General features: G+C 62.3%; 13 protein-coding genes. 9 read left to right on the forward strand and 4 right to left on the reverse strand.

All coding sequences use genetic code 11. From position 1 onward, the window contains the following. Positions 1 to 87 precede the first annotated feature (87 nt). Positions 88 to 1,404 carry a Na+/H+ antiporter family protein gene (locus M5G20_RS04675; RefSeq protein ID WP_273918141.1) on the forward strand — a complete coding sequence of 439 codons (1,317 nt, stop codon included), beginning with the start codon at positions 88 to 90 and terminating at the stop codon, positions 1,402 to 1,404. 179 nt (positions 1,405 to 1,583) lie between these two features. Beyond that, entirely contained in the window at positions 1,584 to 3,266 is a 1,683-nt protein-coding gene (locus tag M5G20_RS04680; protein ID WP_273918142.1) for a methyl-accepting chemotaxis protein, read from the forward strand. Positions 3,267 to 3,342: 76 nt separating this feature from the next. Here the strand turns inward: M5G20_RS04680 and M5G20_RS04685 are convergent, their stop codons facing one another. Next, a complete protein-coding gene (locus tag M5G20_RS04685; RefSeq protein WP_273918143.1) occupies positions 3,343 to 4,278 on the reverse strand; it encodes a LysR family transcriptional regulator in 936 nt (311 codons plus the stop codon). Positions 4,279 to 4,390: 112 nt separating this feature from the next. Here M5G20_RS04685 and M5G20_RS04690 point away from each other — a divergent pair, with 112 nt between their 5' ends. Genes M5G20_RS04690 through M5G20_RS04700 form a run of 3 tightly spaced genes read left to right on the forward strand, consistent with a single transcriptional unit; the run spans position 4,391 to position 5,587 of the window. Next, complete coding sequence (locus M5G20_RS04690) at positions 4,391 to 4,882, forward strand: DMT family transporter (protein ID WP_273918144.1); 492 nt, start codon at positions 4,391 to 4,393, stop codon at positions 4,880 to 4,882. Next, positions 4,882 to 5,379 (forward strand): DMT family transporter, encoded by a 498-nt coding sequence (locus M5G20_RS04695; protein WP_273918145.1) that lies wholly within the window; start codon positions 4,882 to 4,884, stop codon positions 5,377 to 5,379. The genes M5G20_RS04690 and M5G20_RS04695 overlap by 1 nt, the downstream gene beginning before the upstream one ends. Before the next feature lie 49 nt (positions 5,380 to 5,428). Then, positions 5,429 to 5,587, forward strand: coding sequence for a metallothionein (locus M5G20_RS04700; protein WP_212626986.1), 159 nt, complete (start codon positions 5,429 to 5,431; stop codon positions 5,585 to 5,587). A 31-nt stretch (positions 5,588 to 5,618) separates the two neighbouring features. Here the strand turns inward: M5G20_RS04700 and M5G20_RS04705 are convergent, their stop codons facing one another. Both M5G20_RS04705 and M5G20_RS04710 read right to left on the reverse strand, forming a co-directional pair. Beyond that, complete coding sequence (locus M5G20_RS04705; protein ID WP_273918146.1) at positions 5,619 to 5,897, reverse strand: hypothetical protein; 279 nt, start codon at positions 5,895 to 5,897, stop codon at positions 5,619 to 5,621. 26 nt (positions 5,898 to 5,923) lie between these two features. Then, the gene (locus M5G20_RS04710) at positions 5,924 to 6,151 is read right to left on the reverse strand and encodes a DUF6555 family protein (protein ID WP_273918147.1); all 228 of its coding nucleotides are present in this window, start codon (positions 6,149 to 6,151) and stop codon (positions 5,924 to 5,926) included. A 389-nt stretch (positions 6,152 to 6,540) separates the two neighbouring features. Between M5G20_RS04710 and M5G20_RS04715 the strand changes: the two genes are divergently transcribed. The 3 genes from M5G20_RS04715 (at position 6,541) to mnmH (ending at position 19,313) form a co-directional block, all read left to right on the forward strand. Beyond that, on the forward strand, positions 6,541 to 17,067 hold the full coding sequence (locus tag M5G20_RS04715; protein ID WP_273918148.1) for an autotransporter-associated beta strand repeat-containing protein: 10,527 nt from the start codon (positions 6,541 to 6,543) through the stop codon (positions 17,065 to 17,067). Between the two features lie 108 nt (positions 17,068 to 17,175). Further along, positions 17,176 to 18,210: a selenide, water dikinase SelD gene (gene selD, locus M5G20_RS04720; protein WP_273918149.1), complete on the forward strand. Its 1,035-nt coding sequence runs from the start codon at positions 17,176 to 17,178 to the stop codon at positions 18,208 to 18,210. Then, complete coding sequence (mnmH, locus tag M5G20_RS04725) at positions 18,210 to 19,313, forward strand: tRNA 2-selenouridine(34) synthase MnmH (RefSeq protein WP_273918150.1); 1,104 nt, start codon at positions 18,210 to 18,212, stop codon at positions 19,311 to 19,313. Before selD ends, mnmH begins: the two co-directional genes overlap by 1 nt. A gap of 187 nt (positions 19,314 to 19,500) precedes the next feature. Here mnmH and M5G20_RS04730 read toward each other — a convergent pair whose 3' ends face one another. Then, positions 19,501 to 20,175 (reverse strand): histidine phosphatase family protein, encoded by a 675-nt coding sequence (locus M5G20_RS04730; RefSeq protein ID WP_273918151.1) that lies wholly within the window; start codon positions 20,173 to 20,175, stop codon positions 19,501 to 19,503. Between the two features lie 367 nt (positions 20,176 to 20,542). Here M5G20_RS04730 and M5G20_RS04735 point away from each other — a divergent pair, with 367 nt between their 5' ends. After that, positions 20,543 to 21,253 (forward strand): glutathione binding-like protein, encoded by a 711-nt coding sequence (locus M5G20_RS04735; RefSeq protein WP_273918152.1) that lies wholly within the window; start codon positions 20,543 to 20,545, stop codon positions 21,251 to 21,253. Positions 21,254 to 21,279: the final 26 nt, after the last annotated feature.

Below are 21,279 nucleotides of genomic sequence, written 5' to 3' on the forward strand. Positions count from 1 at the left end.
GCCCTCTAATAAAACCCATACATCAATCCGCTGGCGGCCCATGCTTGCTGCCGACCGGACTCTTTCCGTTTGTGTCGAGGTAATGAAATGAATGCAGTAATTGCCGCGGTTGGCGTCATGCTGATACTCAGTCTGTCCCGCGTGCATGTGGTGATCGCGCTGATCGTGGGTGCGCTGGTGGGCGGTTTGACCGGTGGCCTGGGAATCGACGCGACCCTCAAAGCCTTCAACAGCGGCCTCGGCGGCGGGGCGACCGTGGCATTGTCCTACGCGTTGCTCGGTGCTTTCGCGGTGGCCATTGCCAAGTCCGGCATGGCCCATGCGCTGGCCGACAAGGTGCTGTCGATGGTCGATCGCCAGCACGCCACGGGCGGTGGCCAGGTCAAGTGGTTGTTGATCGGTCTGCTCTGGGTCGTGGCCATTGCCTCGCAGAACATCTTGCCGATACATATCGCCTTCATTCCATTGCTGGTGCCGCCGCTTCTCTACGTGCTGACCAAGCTGCAGCTGGATCGACGGTTGATCGCCTGTGTCATTACCTTCGGCCTGATCACCCCGTACATGTTCCTGCCGGTGGGCTTCGGCAACATCTTCCTCAATGAAATCCTGCTGGCCAACGTCGCCCGCAGTGGTGTGGACGTCAGCGGCATCAACGTCACCCACGCCATGGGTATTCCGGCGCTGGGCATGGTGACGGGCTTGCTGATCGCGTTCATCAGCTACCGCAAGAAGCGTGTCTACGACCTGAAAAAGATCGAGCAAGTCGAGCAGGTTGCGGTGCGGTACAACCCGATGAGCCTGATGGTGGCGGTTGTGGCGATTGCCGCAGCCTTCATTATTCAGTTGCTGCTGGATTCGATGATTATTGGTGCGCTGGCTGGTTTTCTGATTTTCTCGGTCTCGGGCATCGTCAAATGGCGCGACACCGACGACCTGTTCACCGAAGGCATGAAGATGATGGCGATGATCGGCTTCATCATGATCGCCGCCTCGGGGTTCGCCGAAGTGATGAAGGCCACCGGTGAGGTGCAGACGCTGGTCGAATCGTCGGCCGCGTACATCGATCACAGCAAAGGCGTCGGTGCGTTGCTGATGTTGCTGGTGGGCTTGCTGGTGACCATGGGCATCGGCTCGTCGTTCTCCACCGTGCCGATCCTGGCGGCGATTTTTGTGCCGTTGTGCGTGCAACTGGGCTTCAGCCCGATCGCCATCGTGTGCATTGTCGGCACCGCCGGCGCCCTCGGTGACGCCGGTTCGCCAGCCTCGGACTCGACCCTCGGCCCGACTTCCGGCCTGAACATCGACGGCCAGCACCATCACATCTGGGACACCGTGGTCCCGACTTTCCTGCACTACAACCTGCCGCTGCTGGCGTTTGGCTGGATTGCCGCGATGGTGCTGTAACACCGCAATTCACCCCGTGGGAGCGAGCCTGCTCGCGAAAGCGTCGGCACTTTCAGCATCTATGTGACTGACAGGCCGTCATCGCGAGCAGGCTCGCTCCCACAGTGACCGCGTTCAACTTTTGAATTGGCCTGCCGTTAAAGCTTTAACCACGCCAACAAAATCAAAGAGTGAACGTCATGCGCATGAGCCTGAAGGCCAAAGTCCTGTCCCTTGCCGTCCTCCCGGTGTTGCTCTTCGCACTGGTTATCAGCCTGACCACGTTGTTCATCCTGCAAGGCCAGGCCCGCCAAGAGGTCGAGGTCACCCGCGAGCGCCTGCTCAGCGATGCCAAGGCGACCCTGCAAAGTTATGTGGCCGTGGCGATGACCACGATCAAGCCGCTGTACGACGCTGCTGCGCAGGGCGATGACGCGGCGCGGGCGCAAGCCATCAAGTTGTTGTCGAACATCACCTACGGCAAGGACGGCTACTTCTTCGGCTACGACTCCAATACCGTGCGCCTGTTCAAGGCCAAAGATCCTGAAGGCGTGGGCAAAAGTTTCAAGGACAACCGCGATCCCAACGGGGTTTACGTCAACCGCGACCTGGTGAAAGTCGCCCAGGACGGTACGCACTACCTGCAATACAGCTCGCCGTTGCCGGGCAATAACAAGGTGCTGGTGCCCAAGCTCGGTTACACCGAATACCTGCCGAAGTGGGACATGGCGGTGGGTACGTCGGTCAACCTTGACGGTATCGAAGCGCAAGTCGCCGTGGTCGAGGCCAAGGTTCAGGAACGCATGCAAGGCGTGGTGCTGAGCATTGTCGGCGTGGCCGTGGTGGTGCTGGTGCTGCTCGCCGCAGCCGGGATGTTGTTGGCCAACACCATTCTGCGCCCGCTGAACCAGATGAAAGCCAACCTCGACGACATCGCGGCGGGCGAGGGTGACCTGACCCGTCGCCTGAACATCACCAGCCAGGATGAGCTGGGCCAACTGGCCGGCTCGTTCAACCGCTTCGTCGACAAGATCCATGGCCTGGTGCGCCAGATCACCGAAATGACTTCACAGCTGACCGGGCTGGTGACCCAGGTTTCCGACCAGGCCAACCGTTCGGACCAGGCCATGGAGCGTCAGCGTCACGAGACCGATCAGGTCGCCACGGCGATCAACGAGATGTCCGCCGCCGCCCAGGAAGTGGCCAAGAGTGCGCAAAATGCCGCGGTTGCCGCCCAGCAGACCGATGAAGAAGGACAGGCCGCCAAGCGTGTGGTGGCGGGCAGCATCGTCAAGATTCATGCGTTGGTGGATGACATTCGCAGCAGCGGCGTGTCTTTGGACAGCCTGCAAAAAGACGTGTCGTCGATTGTCAGCGTGCTCGGGGTGATTCGCTCGATCGCCGAGCAGACCAACCTGCTGGCACTCAACGCGGCCATCGAAGCGGCCCGTGCCGGTGAGGCCGGGCGCGGCTTTGCGGTGGTGGCCGATGAAGTACGGGCGCTGGCCAGCCGTACGCAGATCAGCACTCAGGAAATCCAGGGCATGATCGATCGCTTGCAGGCCGGCACCCAATCGGCGGTGGAAGCCATGCGCCGTTCCAGCGAAGCCGGTGACGGCACGTCCGCGCAAGCCAACGAGGCGGGTGCCTCGCTCGATACCATGGCGCAGTTGATTGCCACCATCAATTCGATGAACGCGCAGATCGCCAGCGCCGCCGAGGAACAGACGGCTGTGGCTGAAGAGATCAACCGCAGCGTCCACCAGATTGCGGTGGCGGTCGACAACGTCGCCGATGAAACCCAGCTGGGCGCGCAAACCTCGCGCAGCCTGGCGGACCTTGGGCAGCGGCTGGGCAGTCTGGTCGGCCAATTCCGCATCTGACCAGCAACACCCCACTGCAGCAGCCGGCTTGCTGGCGATAGCGCCCTCGAAGACGCCATCGCCAGCAAGCCGGCTCCTACGGTCTGTCCCAGTACGGCACTTCGCCGAAACACTCGACAAAGTAGTCAATCACCGTCCTGACCTTCACCGACAAGCGCCGGCTGCCGGGCCAGAGCACGGCGATCTGCTGTGGCTCCAGGCTGTTGGAAACCTGATAGTTCCCCAGCACCGGCACCAGCGTGCCGTTGCGTACCGACTCACCAATCAACCATGACGGAAACATCACCAGCCCCGACCCCTGTTCAGCGGCTTGCGTCAGGGTCTCAGCGTGGTTACCCGTAAGCGGCCCCTTCACCGAATACGGCACCCACGGCTGGGTACCCTTGCGGAAAAACCAGCGCTGCAGACCAGACACGCCTTTGTAGACCAGGCACTGGTGCCTGGCGAGTTCGTCGGGATGTTCGGGCGTGCCGTGGCGTTCCAGATAGGCCGGGCTCGCCGCCACCTGAAAACGCTGCGGCGCCAGAACCCGCGCCTGCAGGCTGGAGTCGCGCAGCGGGCCGATGCGAAACAGCAAGTCGGCGCCTTCCTGCAAAGGCGCGACGTAGCTGTCGGTCTGCTGGATATCCAGTTGCAGCTTCGGATAACGCGCCCACAGTTGCCCCAGCCACGGCGTCAGGTGCCGCTGGCCGAAAACCACCGGTGCGTTGATGCGCACCAGCCCGCTCGGCTCGCTTTGTTGTTCCAGCAACGCCTGCTCGGCTTCCTCCAGTTGCACCAGCACCAGCCGCGCGTGCTCGCCCAGCACCCGGCCAGCTTCGGTGGGCGTAACGGCGCGGGTGTGGCGGTAGAGCAATTGCTGGCTGAGGGCCTGCTCCATCAATTGGATCTGCCGGGAAATCGAAGAGGGTGCCACGCCTTCGCGGCGGGCGACTTCGGAAAAGCTGCCGTGATCGAGTACCGAAACAAACAGCCGAAGCGTCTTGAATCCCAGTTCGTTGAGGCCGTGCATGGTCAATCCTGCTGTGCGAGTTACGCAAAAGTGTTGTCCGGATGCTCCCATTTATCGCACAGCTATGCCAGACGATAATGCGCGCCATCGTTCCTTTACGCAGGTGTTGACTATGCAGGCTTCTGTTGATGACGTGAGTGGCACAGCGGCGCCGGTCACCCGTTCCGGGCTACGGCTGTTGTTGCTGCCGTTGGTGATTCTGGCCGGTATGGGCCTTTCGGTGGAGGCCGGTCTGCTAGGGCCTTTGGGCGTTCAGGTGGGTCACTTGTGGGCGACCTTGAGTATTTTTGGCGTGGGCTCGGCGATTCTGTTTTTCCTGCTATTGCTCAGCGGCCCGCAAAAGGGTCCGGCCTTTAGCGAGTTGCCGCGCTGGCAATTGATCGGTGGTTTTCTCGGGCCGATCTATGTGGTGGTGCTGACGCTGGCCACCCCGCACATCGGTATCGCGATGACCATGATCGCGATTCTGTCCGGGCAGGTCGGCAAGAGTGTCTTGATCGACCATTTCGGCTGGTTCGGTGCCACGCGCAAAAAGGTTAACGGCGAACGTTGGCTGGCCTTGCTGCTGATTGTCGCGGCACTTGTTCTGATTGCTCGGGGGTAATGATGAGTCTGATTGTTTTGTTGGCGGTGGTTGTCGCTGCCGGTGCGGTATTGAGTGTGCAGGCGGCGATCAATGGGCGCCTGGGTGAAACGGTGGGGGTGCTGCGCAGCAGTTTGCTGACCTTTGTGGTGGGCACGGTGTTGACCGGTTTGCTGATTGTGTTTTTTGAGCCGGCTTACGCGGTGAGTCTGCTGGAGGTGCCGAAGTGGCAGCTCAGCGGGGCGCTGTTTGGGGTGGTCTACATGATGGTCATGGTTGGCGCGGTGCCGCGGGTGGGGACGGCGGTGGCGACGGTGGCGGTGATTGTCGGGCAGTTGGGGATGGGGATGTTGATTGATAATTTTGGCTGGTTGGGGAATCCGGCGATTGAGTTGTCCTGGAGTCGGGTCGTGGCGATGGTGCTTTTGGGGCTGGCGCTGGTGTTCATGTATCGCAGCAGCAGTCGGTCGGTGGGTTCTTCGGCAAACGCGTCCCGTCCCAACTCCTACACTGGTTGAACGGGCTCTTCCTCAAGCCCTGACGACCACTGCCAAAGGAGTCAGCTCCATGACCGATGACCGTACCTGTGACTGTCCGAAATGCAACTGCAAGCTCGGCGAGCATCCGATCGTGCGTCACGGCAAGCACTATTGCTGTGAGGCTTGCGCCAAGCATCACGAACACGGCGAAGAATGCAGCCATAAAGGCTGCAAGTGCGCTCACTGACAACAGCGACCCGCGCATTGGAATGTGGAGCCTAGTCGGGCTCCACTTCCAGTTTCAGGCTGTCATCGTCCAGCCGCTCACTGTGGCGAACGGTGCCGGTCAGTCGGCGTCCTTCGACCCGCAGTACCAGGGTTTTCGCCTGTTCCAGGTCTTCGGGCAAAGGTGCCGGAATGCGCAAGGCGAAGCGGATCGGGTCATGTTCGACGTGTTCCAGGCCGACCCGGCATTCAGCGCTCTTGGTGATGCGGCCGAACAGCGTATCCAGTCCATAGTCCAGATGCGCAGGTTGGCTGATGGTTGTGGCTGCCATGTTCTATCCCCCGTACCCGCCGGATTTCAATTTGCCGGCCGCCATTTGACGTTCTCCACACCGAATTTCTCCGCCATCGGCTTGCTGGTTTTCTGCACTTTTTCGCGGCCAAAGCGCGGGATTCGCCCGACGCCCGCGTCGCAGCTTGCCCAGTGCCAGGCCTCCACGTTGTCCATTTTTTCCAGACGGATAATGAACGACTTGGGGGCGCCATGAAGGGTGTATTCGATGACGAAAAGTTTTGCGTTGTTCATAAAGCCCTAGATCCTCCCTGTGTACATAGAGGGATCGCACGCCACTGGGAAAATTCATTCGGATTGTCGGACGGTGACAGCGGCCTGTCCGTTTCCTCGGTAACGGCGAGTCGTTTTGGCCAATGCCTGGCGATAGCATCACGACAATCACCCAACTTCCGCGAGTGGATCCATTTTCAAAAAGTTCCACGAAACCAGCACGTTCCCCACACATATCACCAAAGTACTAGCACTATTTAACAGGTAGCCCATTACCCACCCTCTACTACTGTGTTTCAGGAGTGATACGGTTCCTGGGTAGTTGCAGTCTGACAGCACGTCACGGTTTAACCGTCATTGCTGCTTGCCCTTCATGGATTGAAGTGGTTTGGCCACGAAAGGAGTACCCCGTGGAAGCAAGGTTTGGTGTCGCCCTCATTTCGCGTTTTTCCCCTCTTTCCCTTGCTGTGTACCTGAGCGTCGCCGGACTGTTGTTCGGCGGTGTGAGCTCACCCGCACTGGCTACGTGTTCGACATTGGGTTCGACGGTAACCTGTACCGGCGTTCCCTCGCTGCCGCTGTTTCTCAATAATTTCTCCAGTGCCACTAACGCCTTGACGGTCAACGTCAACTCCGGAGCGCAGATGAATGCGACCCTCGGCAGCCGTGTCATGAACCTGACCGGGGTGAATATCTCCCTGAACAACTCCGGCACCATCGACCCGGCACTGCTCGGCCTGGTCTCGGTGTTGAGCGGCGGCGCGTTCATTGGTACCGGTGCCACCAGTACCGTCAGCATTCTCAATAACGCCAGCGGGATCATTCGCGGTACCGGGATGCTGCTCGGGCTCAACCTGACCAGCATCGACGGCCTGGCAATTGGCGTGAACAACGCTGCTGCCGGCACCACCAGTATCACCAACAACGGCACCATCTCTTCCACCGGGCTGTCGATCGGCGGCATCACCCTGGCCGACACCCCGGTGATCGGCGTCTACGGCGGCTCGCAAGTCAACATGACCAACAGCAGCACCGGCACCATCAACGGCCGGATCGCGTTCGAGACGTCGGCGGCGGGCAACACCTTCACCAACGCCGGCGCCATCACCGGCGGCGTGTCGATGGGCGCGAACAGCACCAACACTTTCACTGCCGTGACGGGATCCTCCGTGCAAGTCGGTGACGGTGTTCAGGTTTCGCTGGGCCTTGGCGGCCTGATCGGCATCAACCTGACTTTTGCGCCCACCGGCACGGTCGACGGCGGTGCGGGCGGCACCAACAGCCTTATCCTGCAAAACTCGATCGGCGTCGGCGGCGGTATCACCGGGGCTGGAACGGCGTCGAGCGCCACCTACGTCAACTTCAACAACTTGACCCTCAACAGCGGCACCTGGACGTTACAAGGTCCACTGGTCAGCGGCGCGACCACGCTTAACGGCGGTATCGCCAGGTTCAATAACAACGCCACGTTCGGCAGCGGAGTGATCACCTCCAACGGGGGAGTGCTCGAGGCAAGCAACGCCGGGTTGAACATCAGCAACCTGATTTCGCTCGGCGCCGGCGGTGTCACGGTGCAAGGCAACAACGCCACCACGCTGAGCGGGGTGATTTCCGGTAGCGGTGGGCTGACCAAGATCGGTTCCAGTCAGTTGAACCTCAGTGCAGCCAACACCTATCTGGGCAACACCACGCTCAATGGAGGCACGGTACAGGTCAGCAACAATCAGGCCTTCAGTACCGGTACCCTCAACGTGACCGGCGCGACAACCGTGAGCGCGCCCGGCACGATCAGCCTGAACAACGCCATCAGCCTCGGCGGCACATTGACGGCTGGCGGCACGGGAGCACTGACCCTCGGCGGCTTGATCAGCGGCGGTAGCGGTATCACCAAAACCGGCACCGGCAGCCTGACCCTCAGTGGCGCCAACAGCGGTTACACCGGTACCACAACCTTGAGCGCCGGCAGCTTGCTGGTGACCAACAATGACTCGCTGGGTAGCGGTGCGCTGACAACTGCCGCCGGCACCAGTCTGGACAGCACCGCCAATGTGACGCTGACCAATAACATTGGCATGACCGGCGCGCTCAATGTGCTCGGCAGCAATGCCCTGACCCTCGGCGGCGTGTTGTCGGGCACGGGCGGGATCACCAAATCCGGCAGCGCGAGCCTCACACTGACCGGCAACAACAGCAACAGCGGTAACACGTTGCTCAATGCCGGCAGCCTGTTCGTCGGCAGCAACACCGCACTCGGCACAGGTGCGTTGAGCGCGGCAGCGGGCACCACGCTGGACGCGACCGCCGCCGTGACGTTGGCCAACGCCGTCGCGCTGGCGGGCGGAGTAACCCTTGGCGGCACGCAGGCGCTGGGGCTGAGCGGCGTCATCAGTGGCGCAGGAAACTTGATCAAGAATGGCACGGCGGACCTGACGCTGAGCGGCAACAACACCTTCGCTGGCGGCACGGCGCTCAATGCCGGGACGCTGATTGTCGGCTCCAATACGGCGCTGGGTACCGGTGCCTTGACCGCAGCGGCGGGCACCAGACTCGACGCCAGCACCGCGGTCGCACTGACCAACAACGTTTCCCTCGGCGGTGATCTGGAAGTCCGTGGCAGCGCTGATCTGACCCTCGGCGGTGTGATCAGCGGCAGTGGCGGGCTGACCAAGCGCGGTTTTACCAACCTGATTCTCAACGGTGCCAACACCTATCTCGGCGGCACTACGCTGGCCGCCGGCACGCTCACTGTGGGCAACGCTGCAGCGTTGGGTAGCGGTGCATTGAACGTCATCGATGTATCAGCACTGGACAGCAACACCGCCGTCAACCTGAGCAACAACATCAACCTCAACAGCAGTGCCCTGACAATCGGCGGCAGCAGCGGCCTGACCCTCTCCGGCGTGGTCAACGGCGCCGGTCAACTGATCAAGAACGGCGCGGCCAACCTGACCCTGGGCGGCGTCAACACGTTCACTGGCGGTGCCACCCTGAACGCCGGTAGCCTCACCGTCGGCAACAGCGCGGCGCTGGGCACAGGGGCACTGACTGTGGCCGGGGCGAGCACCCTCAACAGCAGCTCGGCCGTGACCCTCAACAACAACGTCAATCTCGGTGCCAACCTCACCGCCGGTGGCGCCAACGCACTGACCCTCGGTGGCGTGATCAGCGGCGGCAACGGCCTGATCAAGACCGGCGCATCGAGCCTGACCCTCAACGGCAATAACACCTACACCGGCACCACCGCGCTGAACGCCGGCACACTGATCGTCGGTTCCAACACTGCACTCGGCACCGGTGCACTGAACGCGTCCAACGGCACCACACTGGATGCCAACACCGCGGCAACCCTGGCCAACAACCTCAACCTTGGCGGCACGCTGACCCTGGGGGGCACCAACGCGTTGACCCTGGGCGGGGTGGTCGCCGGTATCGGTGGGTTGGTCAAAAACGGCGCCGCCGACCTGACTCTCAACGGTGCCAACACCTATTTCGGCAATACCGCGCTGAACACCGGCAAACTGACCGTTGGTAGCAACACCGCGCTGGGCGCCGGCACATTGAACGCGGCGGCAGGCACCACGCTGGACGCCAACACGGCTGTCAGCCTGAACAACGCGGTGGCGCTGGCCGGGGCACTGAACATCGGCGGTACGGCGGACCTGACCCTGACCGGTCTGGTCAGCGGCGCCGGCAGCCTGGTGAAAAACGGCGCGGCCAATCTGATCCTCAATGCGGCCAACAACTACCTCGGTGGCACCACCCTGAACGCTGGCACCCTGACCGTTGGCAACAGTTCTGCATTGGGCTCCGGCGCACTGACCGTCGCTGGCGCGGCGACACTGGACAGCAATTCGCCGCTGGTCAGCCTCAACAACGCTGTTGCCCTCAACGCTGCACTGACCGTCGGTGGCACGCAAAACCTGACCCTCGGCGGCGTGACCAGTGGCACCGGCCAGTTGATCAAGTACGGCGCGGCCAACCTGACCCTCAACGGCAACAACACCTTCAGCGGCGGCACCACGCTCAACGCCGGTACGTTGACCCTCGGCAATGCCAGTGGCTTGGGCAGTGGCGCGTTGGTTGTCGGCGGCGCGGCGACGCTGGATAACAGCGCGTCATTCGGCATTGGCAATGCGCTGACGCTCAACGCCGGATTGACCGTCGCGGGCAACAACGACCTGAGCCTCAACGGCGTGATCGACGGCGCCGGCAGCCTGACCAAAAACGGCCTGTCGGACCTGACCCTCGCTGGTAACAACACCTTTACCGGCGCGCTGAACATCGTTTCCGGCAGCGTCACCACGTTGAACGCCAATGCGTTGGGCAATACCTCTGGCGTCAATATCAGCGCGGGCGCCGGGCTGAATCTGGGCAGCGACGCCAGCCTCGGCGCGCTGACCGGCAGCGGCAGTGTGCAGCTCACTGGCAGCAACACGTTGACGGTCGGCGGCGGCAACGTCACCAGCACTTTTGACGGTGACCTCAGCGGCAGCGGCGGCCTCAGCAAAATCGGCACGGGTACGCTGAATCTGACCGGTATCAACGGCGTCACCGGCAATACCACGATCGATGGCGGCACCTTGAACCTCAGTGGTTCGCTGGGCAGTGCACAACTCATCGTCAATACCGGCGGCACCCTGACCGGTACCGGCTCGGCGCTCGGCTCGGTGAACATCAACAACGGCGGCCATCTGGCGTTGTCGTCAGGCAACACCTTGTCGGCAAGTGCTCTGACCCTCGCGGCCGGCAGCAATGTTGATGTGGCACTGGGCACACCGTCGACCTCGTCGCTGATGAATGTCGGCGGCAACCTCACCCTCGACGGCAATCTCAATGTCACCGATGCCGGTGGTTTCGGCGTTGGTGTGTATCGCCTGTTCAACTACACCGGCGCCCTGACCAACCTGGGCCTCGATGTTGCCAGCGTGCCGGTCGGTTTTGGCCTGGGCGACCTGGTGGTGCAGACCGGCGTGGCCAATCAGATCAACATTCAAGTCTCGGCGCCGAACGTCAACATCCGTTACTGGGACGGCAGCCAGACCATTGCCAACGGCGTCGTCGATGGCGGCAGCGGCACGTGGAATGCGGTCGGCACCAACTGGACCGATGCCAACGGTCTGGTCAACCAGCCATGGGCCGGCGACTTCGCGGTGTTCCAGGGCAGTGCCGGAACGGTGACGGTGAACGGCACGCAAGCCTTCACCGGCATGCAGTTCCTCACCGACGGCTACAACCTGGTCAACGGTGCGGCGGGGCAACTGACCGCGGTCAACGGCACTGGCGGGACCACGGCGGTGCGTGTCGATCCAGGCGTGACCGGGACCATCGGCGTGAACATCGATGGCAGCGGCATTCTCAACAAACTCGACTCCGGCACTTTGGTACTCAACGGTGCCAATACTTACAGCGGCGGTACGCAACTGGACGGCGGCAAGATTATCGTCGGCAGTAACACTGCGTTGGGCAGCGGTGCGCTGACCGCCAACGCCGGTACGCAACTGGACAGTAACGCAGCGGTGACCCTCGGCAACGCTGCAACGCTCAACGGCAACCTCACTGTGATCGGCAGCCATGCGCTGACCCTCAACGGCGTGATCGGCGGCACCGGTGGCCTGATCAAAAATGGCGCGGCCAACCTGACGCTGGGCGGCAACAACGCCTTCCTCGGGCCCGTCGCGCTGAACGCGGGTGGACTGATTCTGGCGTCCAACTCCGCGCTGGGCTCCGGCACCCTGAACGCGGCGGGCGGTACCACGCTGGATGCGGCCACCGGGGTTTCGGTGAACAACGCCGTCAACCTGGCCGGCAACCTCGGCATTGGCGGCACGGCGGATCTGACGCTTGCCGGCACGATCAACGGCGCCGGCAGCCTCACCAAAAACGGCGCAGCCAACCTGACCCTGGCCGGCAATAACAACTTCCTCGGTGGCATCAACCTCAACGCGGGCACCCTGACCGCCGGCAGCAACTCGGCGCTGGGTCTGGGCAACCTCACCGTGGCCGGTGCTTCGGCGCTGGACAGCAACAGTGCACTGAGCCTGGGCAACAACGTGGTGCTCAACGCCAACCTGAGCAACACAGGCACCCACAATCTGACCCTGGCGGGCGTCGTCAGCGGCGCTGGCGGACTGATCAAGAACGGCGCGTCGAACCTGACGCTCAACGGCATCAACACCTTCAGCGGCGGCACCACACTGAACGCCGGTACGCTGACTCTCGGCACCGGTGGCTCTCTGGGCAGCGGCGCGCTGACCGTGGCCGGGGCTTCGACCCTCGATAACTCAGCACCACTGGTGCTGGCCAACAACGTCAACGTCAATGCCAATTTTAGCCTGGCCGGCAACAACAACCTGACCCTTGGCGGTGTGATTGCAGGGGCCGGCACGCTGACCAAAAATGGTCTGGCCGACGTGACCCTGAGTGGCAACAACACCTTCAGCGGCACGTTCGATGTGCTGTCCGGCAGCCTGACCACGCTGAGTGGTGCGGCGCTGGGCAACAACGCCACGGTCAATCTCGCTGGCGGCGCGGCGCTGAATCTCGGTGCATCGGGCAGCCTCGCCAGCCTCACAGGCAGCGGTACTGCACTGATCGGTACCGGCAACACCCTGAGCCTCGGAGGCAACAATGTCAGCAGCACGTTCGCCGGCATCCTCAGCGGTGACGGCGGATTGACCAAGCTCGGCAGCGGCACCCTGACCCTCAGTGGCATCAGCGACCTGACCGGCGACACTAACGTCAATGCCGGCACCCTGCAGGTCAACGGTTCGCTGGCCAGCGGCAATGTACTGGTGAACAACGGCGGCACCCTCGGCGGCAGCGGCAGTTTGACCGGCGCGGTGACGGTGGCCGATGGCGGTCATCTGGCGGGTGTGACCGGCAGCACATTGTCCGTCGGTTCGCTGGTGTTCAACGGTAACTCCAGCTTCGATGTCGGCCTCGGCACACCGGTGTCCGGTGGCGGCAACGCACTGGTCAACGTCGGCGGCAACCTGACCCTCGACGGTACGCTCAACGTCAGCGACATCGGCGGCTTCGGCAGCGGCGTGTATCGCCTGATCAACTACACCGGTGGCCTGACCGACAACGGCATGCTGATCGGCAGCGTGCCGGGCAGCGTCACTCCGGGCGATTTGCAATTGCAAACCGCGCTGGCCAATCAGATCAATCTGCTGGTCACCGCTCCGGGCGTTACCGTGCAGTTCTGGGACGGCAACCAGATGGTCGCCAACGGTTCGGTGGACGGTGGCAGCGGTACCTGGGGTACGGGCACCACCAACTGGACCGACGTCAACGGCACCACCAACCAAGGCTGGGCCAATAACTTCGCGGTGTTCCAGGGCACGGCAGGTACCGTCACCGTCAACGGCGCGCAAACCATCACCGGCATGCAGTTCGTCACCGATGGCTACAGCCTGCAAAACGGCACGGCGGGTTCGCTTAACTTGGTCAACGGTTCGCTGGGCAACGCCTCGGTGCGTGTCGATCCAAACGCGACGGCGACCATCGGCGTAGCGCTCAACGGTGCCGGCACCCTCGGCAAGTACGACACCGGCACCCTGGTGCTCAATGCCGCCAACGGCTACACCGGCGGCACCGCGCTCAATGGCGGCAAGATCGTGGTCGGCAACCACGCGGCGCTCGGCACCGGCGTGTTGACCGCTGCCAACGGCACGGCGCTGGACAGCAACGCAGCCGTCAGCCTCGGCAACGACGTGGTGCTCAACGGTGGCCTGAACGTCGCCGGCTCCAACGCCTTGACCCTCGGCGGCGTGGTCAGCGGCAGCGGGAGTCTGATCAAGACCGGCGCTTCGAGCCTGACCCTCAACGGCAGCAACACCTACAGCGGCGGCACCCAACTCAATGACGGCACGCTGATCCTCGGCAACAACAGCGCCATCAGCAGCGGTGCATTGAGTGTGCTGGGTAACGGCACCCTCGACAGTACTTCGGCGTTGCAACTGGCCAACGCCATCAACCTCGGCGCAACGCTGACTCTGGCGGGTAACCAGAACACCACGCTCATCGGGGCGATAACCGGCACCGGTAGCCTGGTGAAAAACGGCGCGGGTGATTTGCTGCTCAGCGGCGCCAACACCTACAGCGGTGGCACCACGCTCAACAGTGGCAGCACCCGCGGTGACACCAGCAGCCTGCAAGGTGCAATCGTCAACAACGCGGCGCTGACCTTTGAGCAAAACGCCGACGGCAGCTACACCGGCAACCTCACCGGCACCGGTACGCTGAACAAAACCGGCAGCGGTCAATTGCTCCTGACCGGCAACAATACCTTCACCGGCAACACCTCGGTGCAGGCCGGCGACTTGATCGTCAACGGCGTACTCAACAGCGCCAACGTCACCGTCGACAGCGGCGCGAGCATCGGCGGCAGTGGCCAACTCGGCGGTGCCGTGCAACTGGCCAGCGGCGCGACCCTGACGGGCGGCAGTGGGGCGACGCCGTTGTCGGTCGGTTCACTGGCCTTGTCCTCGGCGACCAACCTGGACTTCAGCCTCGGCTCGGCCACCAGTTCGACGACGGTGGTCAACGTCGCCGGCAACCTGACCCTCGACGGCACGCTAAATATCAGCAATGCCGGCGGCTTCGGCACGGGCGTCTATCAACTATTCAGTTACGGCGGCAGCCTGACCGACAACGGCCTGGTCTACGGCAGCCTGCCGGTCTCGGCGGCCAACCTGACCCTGCAAACGGCCATCGCCAATCAGATCAACCTGTTGGTGCAAGGCACGCCGGGTGAAGTGCAGTTCTGGAACGGTGGCAAAACCAACCCGGACGGCAGCATCAGTGGCGGCAGCGGTGTGTGGGGGCCGGACACCAACTGGACCGATCCGACCGGTACCCAGGCGTTGGGCGCCAACGGCCAGTTCGCGGTGTTCGGCGGGCAGGGTGGCGCCGTGACGGTGCTCGGCAATCAGCGTTTCACCGGGTTGCAGTTCCTCGGCAGCGGTTACAGCCTGGCGTCGGGGGCTGGCGGTTCGCTGACACCGGTCAACGGGGCGGGCGGCAGTCTCGCGCCGGTGCGGGTCAACGCAGGGGCGACCACCGAGATCTCCGTGCCGCTGGTGGGCATTGGCGGTATCGAAAAGCTTGATTCCGGCACGCTATCGCTCAGCGCCGCCAACACCTACAGCGGCGGCACCACTGTCAGCGGCGGTACGCTGATCGGCAACAGCACCAGCCTGCAAGGCAACATCCTCAACAATGCACAACTGGTGTTCCAGCAAAGCGTCGCCGGCCAGTTCTCTGGCACGCTCAGCGGCACCGGACGACTGGCCAAACGCGGTGCCGGGCGCTTGTTGCTGACCGGTAATCAGCCGTTCAACGGCAGCGTCTCGGTGGATCAGGGCGTGTTGCAAGTCGGTAGCCTTGCGGCCCGCGCCTCGCTTGGAGGACAGATCACCGTCGCCAATGGCGCCGGCCTGAGCGGTAACGGCAGCGTCGGTGCGGTGGACAACCACGGCGTCGTGGCATCTGGCGGGGCCGATGGCACCTTGAGTGTGAGCGGTAACCTGACCAACGCCGCCGATGGTGTGTTGGCACTCACGGTCAGCTCGCCAACCGCCACACCGCTGGCCGTCGGAGGCACCGCAGTCCTCGGTGGCGGCCTGCAAGTCACGAGCCTCGCACCGTTCACCGGCAACACCATCTATTCACTGATCAGTGCGGGCGGTGGCGTGTCGGGGACATTCAGTACAACCGATCTGCCGCAATACGCGTTCCTCGACACCGCACTGGTCTACGATGCGAACGCGGTGAATCTGGCGGTCAGCCGCAACGGCAACTCCTTCGCCGACGTGGCCGCGACCGGCAACCAGTTCAACACCGCCACAGCGTTGACCAACAACGGGCCGGCCGGGGCAATGTTGCAGAACGAAATCCTCAACCTCAGCGTCGCTCAGGCACGCAACGCCTTCGACAGCCTGTCCGGGGAAATCCACGCGAGTACGGCCAGCGCGATTCTGGAAGATTCCCGCTACGTGCGCGACGCAGTCAACGACCGCATGCGCCAGCCGTCGTGCAGCGCAACGGACGATCCGCGCAACGCACTGGCGCCCAGCGACAATCAGTTGAGCAGCAACGGTTGCCACGGCGAGATGGTCGGATGGGTGCGTGCCCTGGGGGCGTGGGGTGAGTCCGATGGCGACAGCAACAGCGCGAAACTGGATCGCAACCTCAGCGGTTTCCTGCTCGGCACCGACAAGCAGCTCGATGATCAGTGGCGCGTTGGGATGGCCGCCGGCTACACCCGCAGCGACATTGACGCCCATGACCGGCGTTCGGACGCCACGGTGGAGAGCTACCACCTGGCGGCGTACCTGAACTCGCAATTCGATGCGCTGGCTGTGCGCCTTGGCGCGGCGTATGGCTGGCATGACATCGAGAGCAAGCGCGACGTCAGCGTCGGTGCCTACAACGATCGGCTGGAGGCCAACTACGACGCACGCAGCGCCCAGGTGTTCGGCGAAGCCGGTTACACCGTCGAGGCGGCCGGCATTGCCCTTGAGCCGTTCGCCGGCCTGGCCTACGTCAACTACGACAGCGACAAAGCCAAGGAGAAAGGCGGGGTGGGGCGCCTGTCGGCTGAGTCCGACCAGGACATCACGTTCTCCACCCTCGGCCTGCGCGCCGGCAAACGCATCACCCTGGCCAACGGTGGACAGTTCACCCCGCGTGCCGCCATTGGCTGGCGTCACGCCTTCGGTGATACCAAGCCCGACGCGGACATGACCTTTATCGACGGCGGTGCCTCGTACACCGTGCAGGGTGTGCCGATTGCCGAGGACAGCGCGGTGCTTGAAGCCGGGGTGGATTTCCAGATCAGCCCGACCGGCAAACTCGGTATCGGTTATTCGGGGCAGGTCTCCGGCGACAGCAACGACCATGCGATGACCATCAGTTTCAGCCTCGGGTTCTGATTCGCTTCTGCAATGCTTGACCGCCCGCAAGGGCGGTTTTTTTGTCTCGGGTTCAGCCATGCCTCGCTCTGTTAGAATCGGCGCCATTGACCCAACGAGGTGCCCCTGATGAGCGAGCCGATCCGCCTGACCCAGTACAGCCATGGCGCTGGGTGCGGTTGCAAGATTTCCCCACAAGTACTGGAAGTGATTCTGGCCGGTAGCGGTGCGCAGAATCTGGACCCGAAGCTGTGGGTCGGCAACGCCTCGCGCGATGACGCCGCGGTCTATTCCATCGATGAAGAGCGCGGCGTGGTATCGACCACCGACTTTTTCATGCCGATCGTCGATGATCCGTTCGATTTCGGTCGCATCGCCGCCACCAATGCCATCAGCGATATCTACGCCATGGGCGGCGATCCGTTGATGGCCATCGCGATCCTCGGCTGGCCGGTCAACGTGCTGGCGCCGGAAATTGCCCGGGAAGTCATTCGTGGCGGGCGCTCGGTGTGCGATGAGGCCGGCATTCCATTGGCGGGCGGTCACTCCATCGATGCGCCGGAACCGATCTTCGGCCTGGCCGTCACCGGGCTGGTGGAAAAACGCCACATGAAGCGCAACGACACCGCCACCGCCGGTTGCTTGCTGTACCTGACCAAACCCTTGGGCATCGGCATCCTTACCACGGCGGAAAAGAAGGGCAAGTTGCGCAGCACCGACGTCGGCCTGGCCCGCGACTGGATGTGCACCCTGAACAAACCCGGCAGCCGCTTTGGCAAACTCGAAGGCGTGACCGCAATGACCGACGTCACCGGTTTCGGCCTGCTCGGGCATCTGGTGGAAATGGCCGATGGCAGCCAGTTGACTGCACGTATCGAATACGACCGGGTGCCGCGTTTGCCGGGCGTCGAGTATTACCTCGAACAAGGCTGCGTTCCCGGCGGCACTTTGCGCAATTTCGATAGCTACGCCAGCAAACTCGGGCGCCTGCAGGAGCTGCACAAGCGCGTGTTGTGTGATCCGCAGACCAGCGGTGGCCTGTTGATCGCCGTCACCCCCGAGGGCAATGCCGAATTCCTCAAAGTCGCCGCCGAGCTGGGCCTTGATCTGGCGCCGATCGGCGAACTGGTCGAGCGACAGAGTCACGCGGTCGAGGTGTCTTGATGTCTGTCGACTGCACCGATTACCGCGACATCTTTCTCAACGACCGACCGATGATGGACGCCCGTGCGCCGATCGAATTTTCCAAGGGTTCGTTTCCCGGCGTGGTCAACCTGCCGCTGATGAACGATCACGAGCGGCAGCGCATCGGCACCTGCTACAAGCAACAGGGCCAACAGGCCGCCATCGAAATGGGTCATCAACTGGTGTCCGGGGCGGTCAAGGCCGAACGGATCCAGGCCTGGGCGGATTTCGCCCGGGCGCATCCCGATGGTCTTTTGTATTGTTTTCGCGGTGGCCTGCGTTCGCAGATCGTTCAGCAATGGCTCAAGGACGAGGCGGGCATCGACTATCCGCGGGTCGGTGGTGGCTACAAGGCCATGCGCACCTTCCTGCTGGAGGCGGTCGATCAAGCCGTGGCCCAGTGTGATTTCGTATTGCTGGGCGGCATGACCGGCACCGGCAAAACCGAAGTCCTGGCGCTATTGAGCAACGGGCTGGACCTTGAGGGCTATGCCAATCATCGCGGTTCGAGTTTCGGCAAACGCGCCACGGGTCAGCCGTCGAACATCGACTTCGAGAATCGCCTGGCAGTGGATGTGCTGAAAAAGCGTGCCCGCGGTCTCGAGCAATTCGTGCTCGAAGACGAGAGCCGGGCAGTCGGCAGTTGTGCGCTGCCACTGCTGCTGTATCAAGGCATGCAACAGTTTCCGATGGTCTGGCTCGAAGACAGCCTGCAGGGGCGTGTCGAGCGGATCTTGCGCGATTATGTGGTGGACCTGTGTGCCGAGTTCATCAGCGTGCACGGCGACCAGGGCTTTACGCTGTTTTCCGAGCGTTTGCTGGACAGCCTGAATAACGTGCAGAAGCGCCTGGGCGGCGAGCGCCATCGGCGGATGCTGATCCTGATGGAGCAAGCGTTGATCGAGCAGGGCCGCAGCGGCGCGGTGGATTTGCACCGGGGCTGGATCGAAGGACTACTGGTTGAGTATTACGATCCGATGTACGCCTTTCAGCGCGAGAAGAAAGGCGCGCGGATCGAGTTTGCCGGGGAGCGGGGGGCGGTGTTGGAGTATTTGCGTGAGCGGGTGAATCAACGGGGTTGAGGGTGGATTCACCGGTCGCATCGCTGGCAAGCCAGCTCCCACAATGTTCTTGGTTACTCCCGGATTTTGTGGTCACACAAGACCCCTGTGGGCGCTGGCTTGCCAGCGATGAGGGCCGAACCGGCCACGCAACGCCCCTGTGGGAGCTGGCTTGCCAGCGATGAGGCCCGCCCAGGCCACGCAAGACTCAGGTCGGGCAAGTCTCCTGCCCGTTATCCAGCCCTTGCTTGTAGATATTGCTCTGCAGGCTGGCCTTGCCGTTGTGCCAGGTCAGCGTCAGGACATACAGCGAATCGAAGTCGCTGGATTCCCAATCTTCGGTGATCTTCTGCTTCTTGCCGACCGCTTCCCCGGCGACCTTGTTGATCAACTCTGGCAGATAGCCGTGGGACCACGCCGTGTAAATGACCGAGTTGTGATACTTGTCGTGCAGCAGTTCATCGGCCAGGTCGCTGGTATCGTTGGCCGAGAAGTTGATGTTCACCGGCAGACCGAGCTTGATCGCGCTGGGGCTGATGGTCATCAATGGGCGAATGTAACTGTAGGAGTTGTCCAGCTCGCCTTCCTCGACGTTGCGCGTCGGGTTCGCGGCAAATACGTAGTTGGCCTTGCCGAACTTTTCCGGCAGCAGGGTCGCGAGGTCTATCGCACGGTTCAGTCCCTGGCAATTGAGCTGGCCCAGGCCACCGGCCGGTTTTTCCGCATGACGCAGGAACACCAGCGTCTGGGTGCCATCGGCCGGCTGAGCGCGGCTCTCACTGGATTCGAGCGACAAAAACAACGCACTGGTTGCCAGCAGGGCGGGCAAGAACAGGTAGGCGCGATGTTTGAAGCGATTGGCAAATTTCAGTGGATTGATCATGGAATAAAGGGTTCTTCAGCGCATTGGGTTTAAGGCTGACAAACCTTTACACCGCGACTTTCCAGCGTCGGGTGTTTTCCATGTCGTGAAGCCGGTCCGTTTCAAAGGGGCAGTGCTCAGAGTCCTCTGAAGCCCATTGGTTCGATTCCGGCCGAGAGCGCAGCAATTTACCGGTAACCTTCAACGGGTTGCAGCGAAGGTTATCGACATGATGTTGCGGATTTATGGACACCCTACACCCAAGGCTCGCAATCACGCTGTGATCCGCATTGATCTCGACCATCAGCGTTATTGATGGCTTCGACGGTCTCAACCCGCGTGATCTCCTTTATGATCGGCGTTCTCAATTTTCTCGTGGATCCAACCCATGACCGATTTGTCTGCGTTCCCCATCACTGAAAAATGGCCGGCCCAGTATCCGGAGTGGATTCAGCTTTACTCCTTGCCGACCCCCAACGGCGTCAAGGTCTCGATCATGCTGGAAGAGATTGGCTTGCCGTATGAGCCGCATCGCGTCGGTTTCGAAACCAGCGATCAGATGTCCCCCGAGTTCCTGTCGTTGAACCCCAACAACAAGATTCCGGCGATCCTCGACCCCCACGGTCCTGGCGGTCTGCCGCTGCCGTTGTTCGAATCCGGCGCGATCCTGGTTTATCTGGCTGACAAGAGCGGGCAACTGCTGGCGCAGGAAGGGGCTGGCCGTTACGAAACCCTTCAGTGGCTGATGTTTCAGATGGGCGGCATCGGTCCGATGTTTGGCCAGCTGGGCTTTTTCAACAAGTTCGCCGGTAAAGACTACGAAGACAAACGCCCCCGTGACCGCTATGTGGAAGAGAGCAAACGCCTGCTCGGTGTTCTCGATAAACGCCTGCAAGGTCGGGAGTGGATCATGGGCGAACGCTACACCATCGCCGACATCGCCACGTTCCCATGGATCCGCAACCTGATCGGCTTCTATGAAGCCGGCGATCTGGTTGGCATCCAGAACTTCCCGAACGTCACCCGCGTGCTGGAAAAATTCCTCGCACGGCCGGCAGTGAAACGCGGTCTGGAAATCCCCAAACCCATCGCCAACTGAAACCCCACAACCCCTTGCAGGAGCGA

This window comes from Pseudomonas sp. TNT2022 ID1044, from assembly GCF_028656895.1.
GTDB lineage: Bacteria > Pseudomonadota > Gammaproteobacteria > Pseudomonadales > Pseudomonadaceae > Aquipseudomonas > Aquipseudomonas reinekei.

Bases quoted from the DNA above. Each gene is read 5' to 3' on its own strand.
- mnmH (WP_273918150.1), top strand. From the start codon at position 18,210: ATGTCTGTCGACTGCACCGATTACCGCGACATCTTTCTCAACGACCGA.
- M5G20_RS04675 (WP_273918141.1), top strand. From the start codon at position 88: ATGAATGCAGTAATTGCCGCGGTTGGCGTCATGCTGATACTCAGTCTG.
- M5G20_RS04730 (WP_273918151.1), bottom strand. From the start codon at position 20,175: ATGATCAATCCACTGAAATTTGCCAATCGCTTCAAACATCGCGCCTAC.
- M5G20_RS04690 (WP_273918144.1), top strand. From the start codon at position 4,391: ATGCAGGCTTCTGTTGATGACGTGAGTGGCACAGCGGCGCCGGTCACC.
- M5G20_RS04705 (WP_273918146.1), bottom strand. From the start codon at position 5,897: ATGGCAGCCACAACCATCAGCCAACCTGCGCATCTGGACTATGGACTG.
- M5G20_RS04685 (WP_273918143.1), bottom strand. From the start codon at position 4,278: ATGCACGGCCTCAACGAACTGGGATTCAAGACGCTTCGGCTGTTTGTT.
- M5G20_RS04710 (WP_273918147.1), bottom strand. From the start codon at position 6,151: ATGAACAACGCAAAACTTTTCGTCATCGAATACACCCTTCATGGCGCC.
- selD (WP_273918149.1), top strand. From the start codon at position 17,176: ATGAGCGAGCCGATCCGCCTGACCCAGTACAGCCATGGCGCTGGGTGC.
- M5G20_RS04735 (WP_273918152.1), top strand. From the start codon at position 20,543: ATGACCGATTTGTCTGCGTTCCCCATCACTGAAAAATGGCCGGCCCAG.
- M5G20_RS04700 (WP_212626986.1), top strand. From the start codon at position 5,429: ATGACCGATGACCGTACCTGTGACTGTCCGAAATGCAACTGCAAGCTC.
- M5G20_RS04680 (WP_273918142.1), top strand. From the start codon at position 1,584: ATGCGCATGAGCCTGAAGGCCAAAGTCCTGTCCCTTGCCGTCCTCCCG.
- M5G20_RS04695 (WP_273918145.1), top strand. From the start codon at position 4,882: ATGATGAGTCTGATTGTTTTGTTGGCGGTGGTTGTCGCTGCCGGTGCG.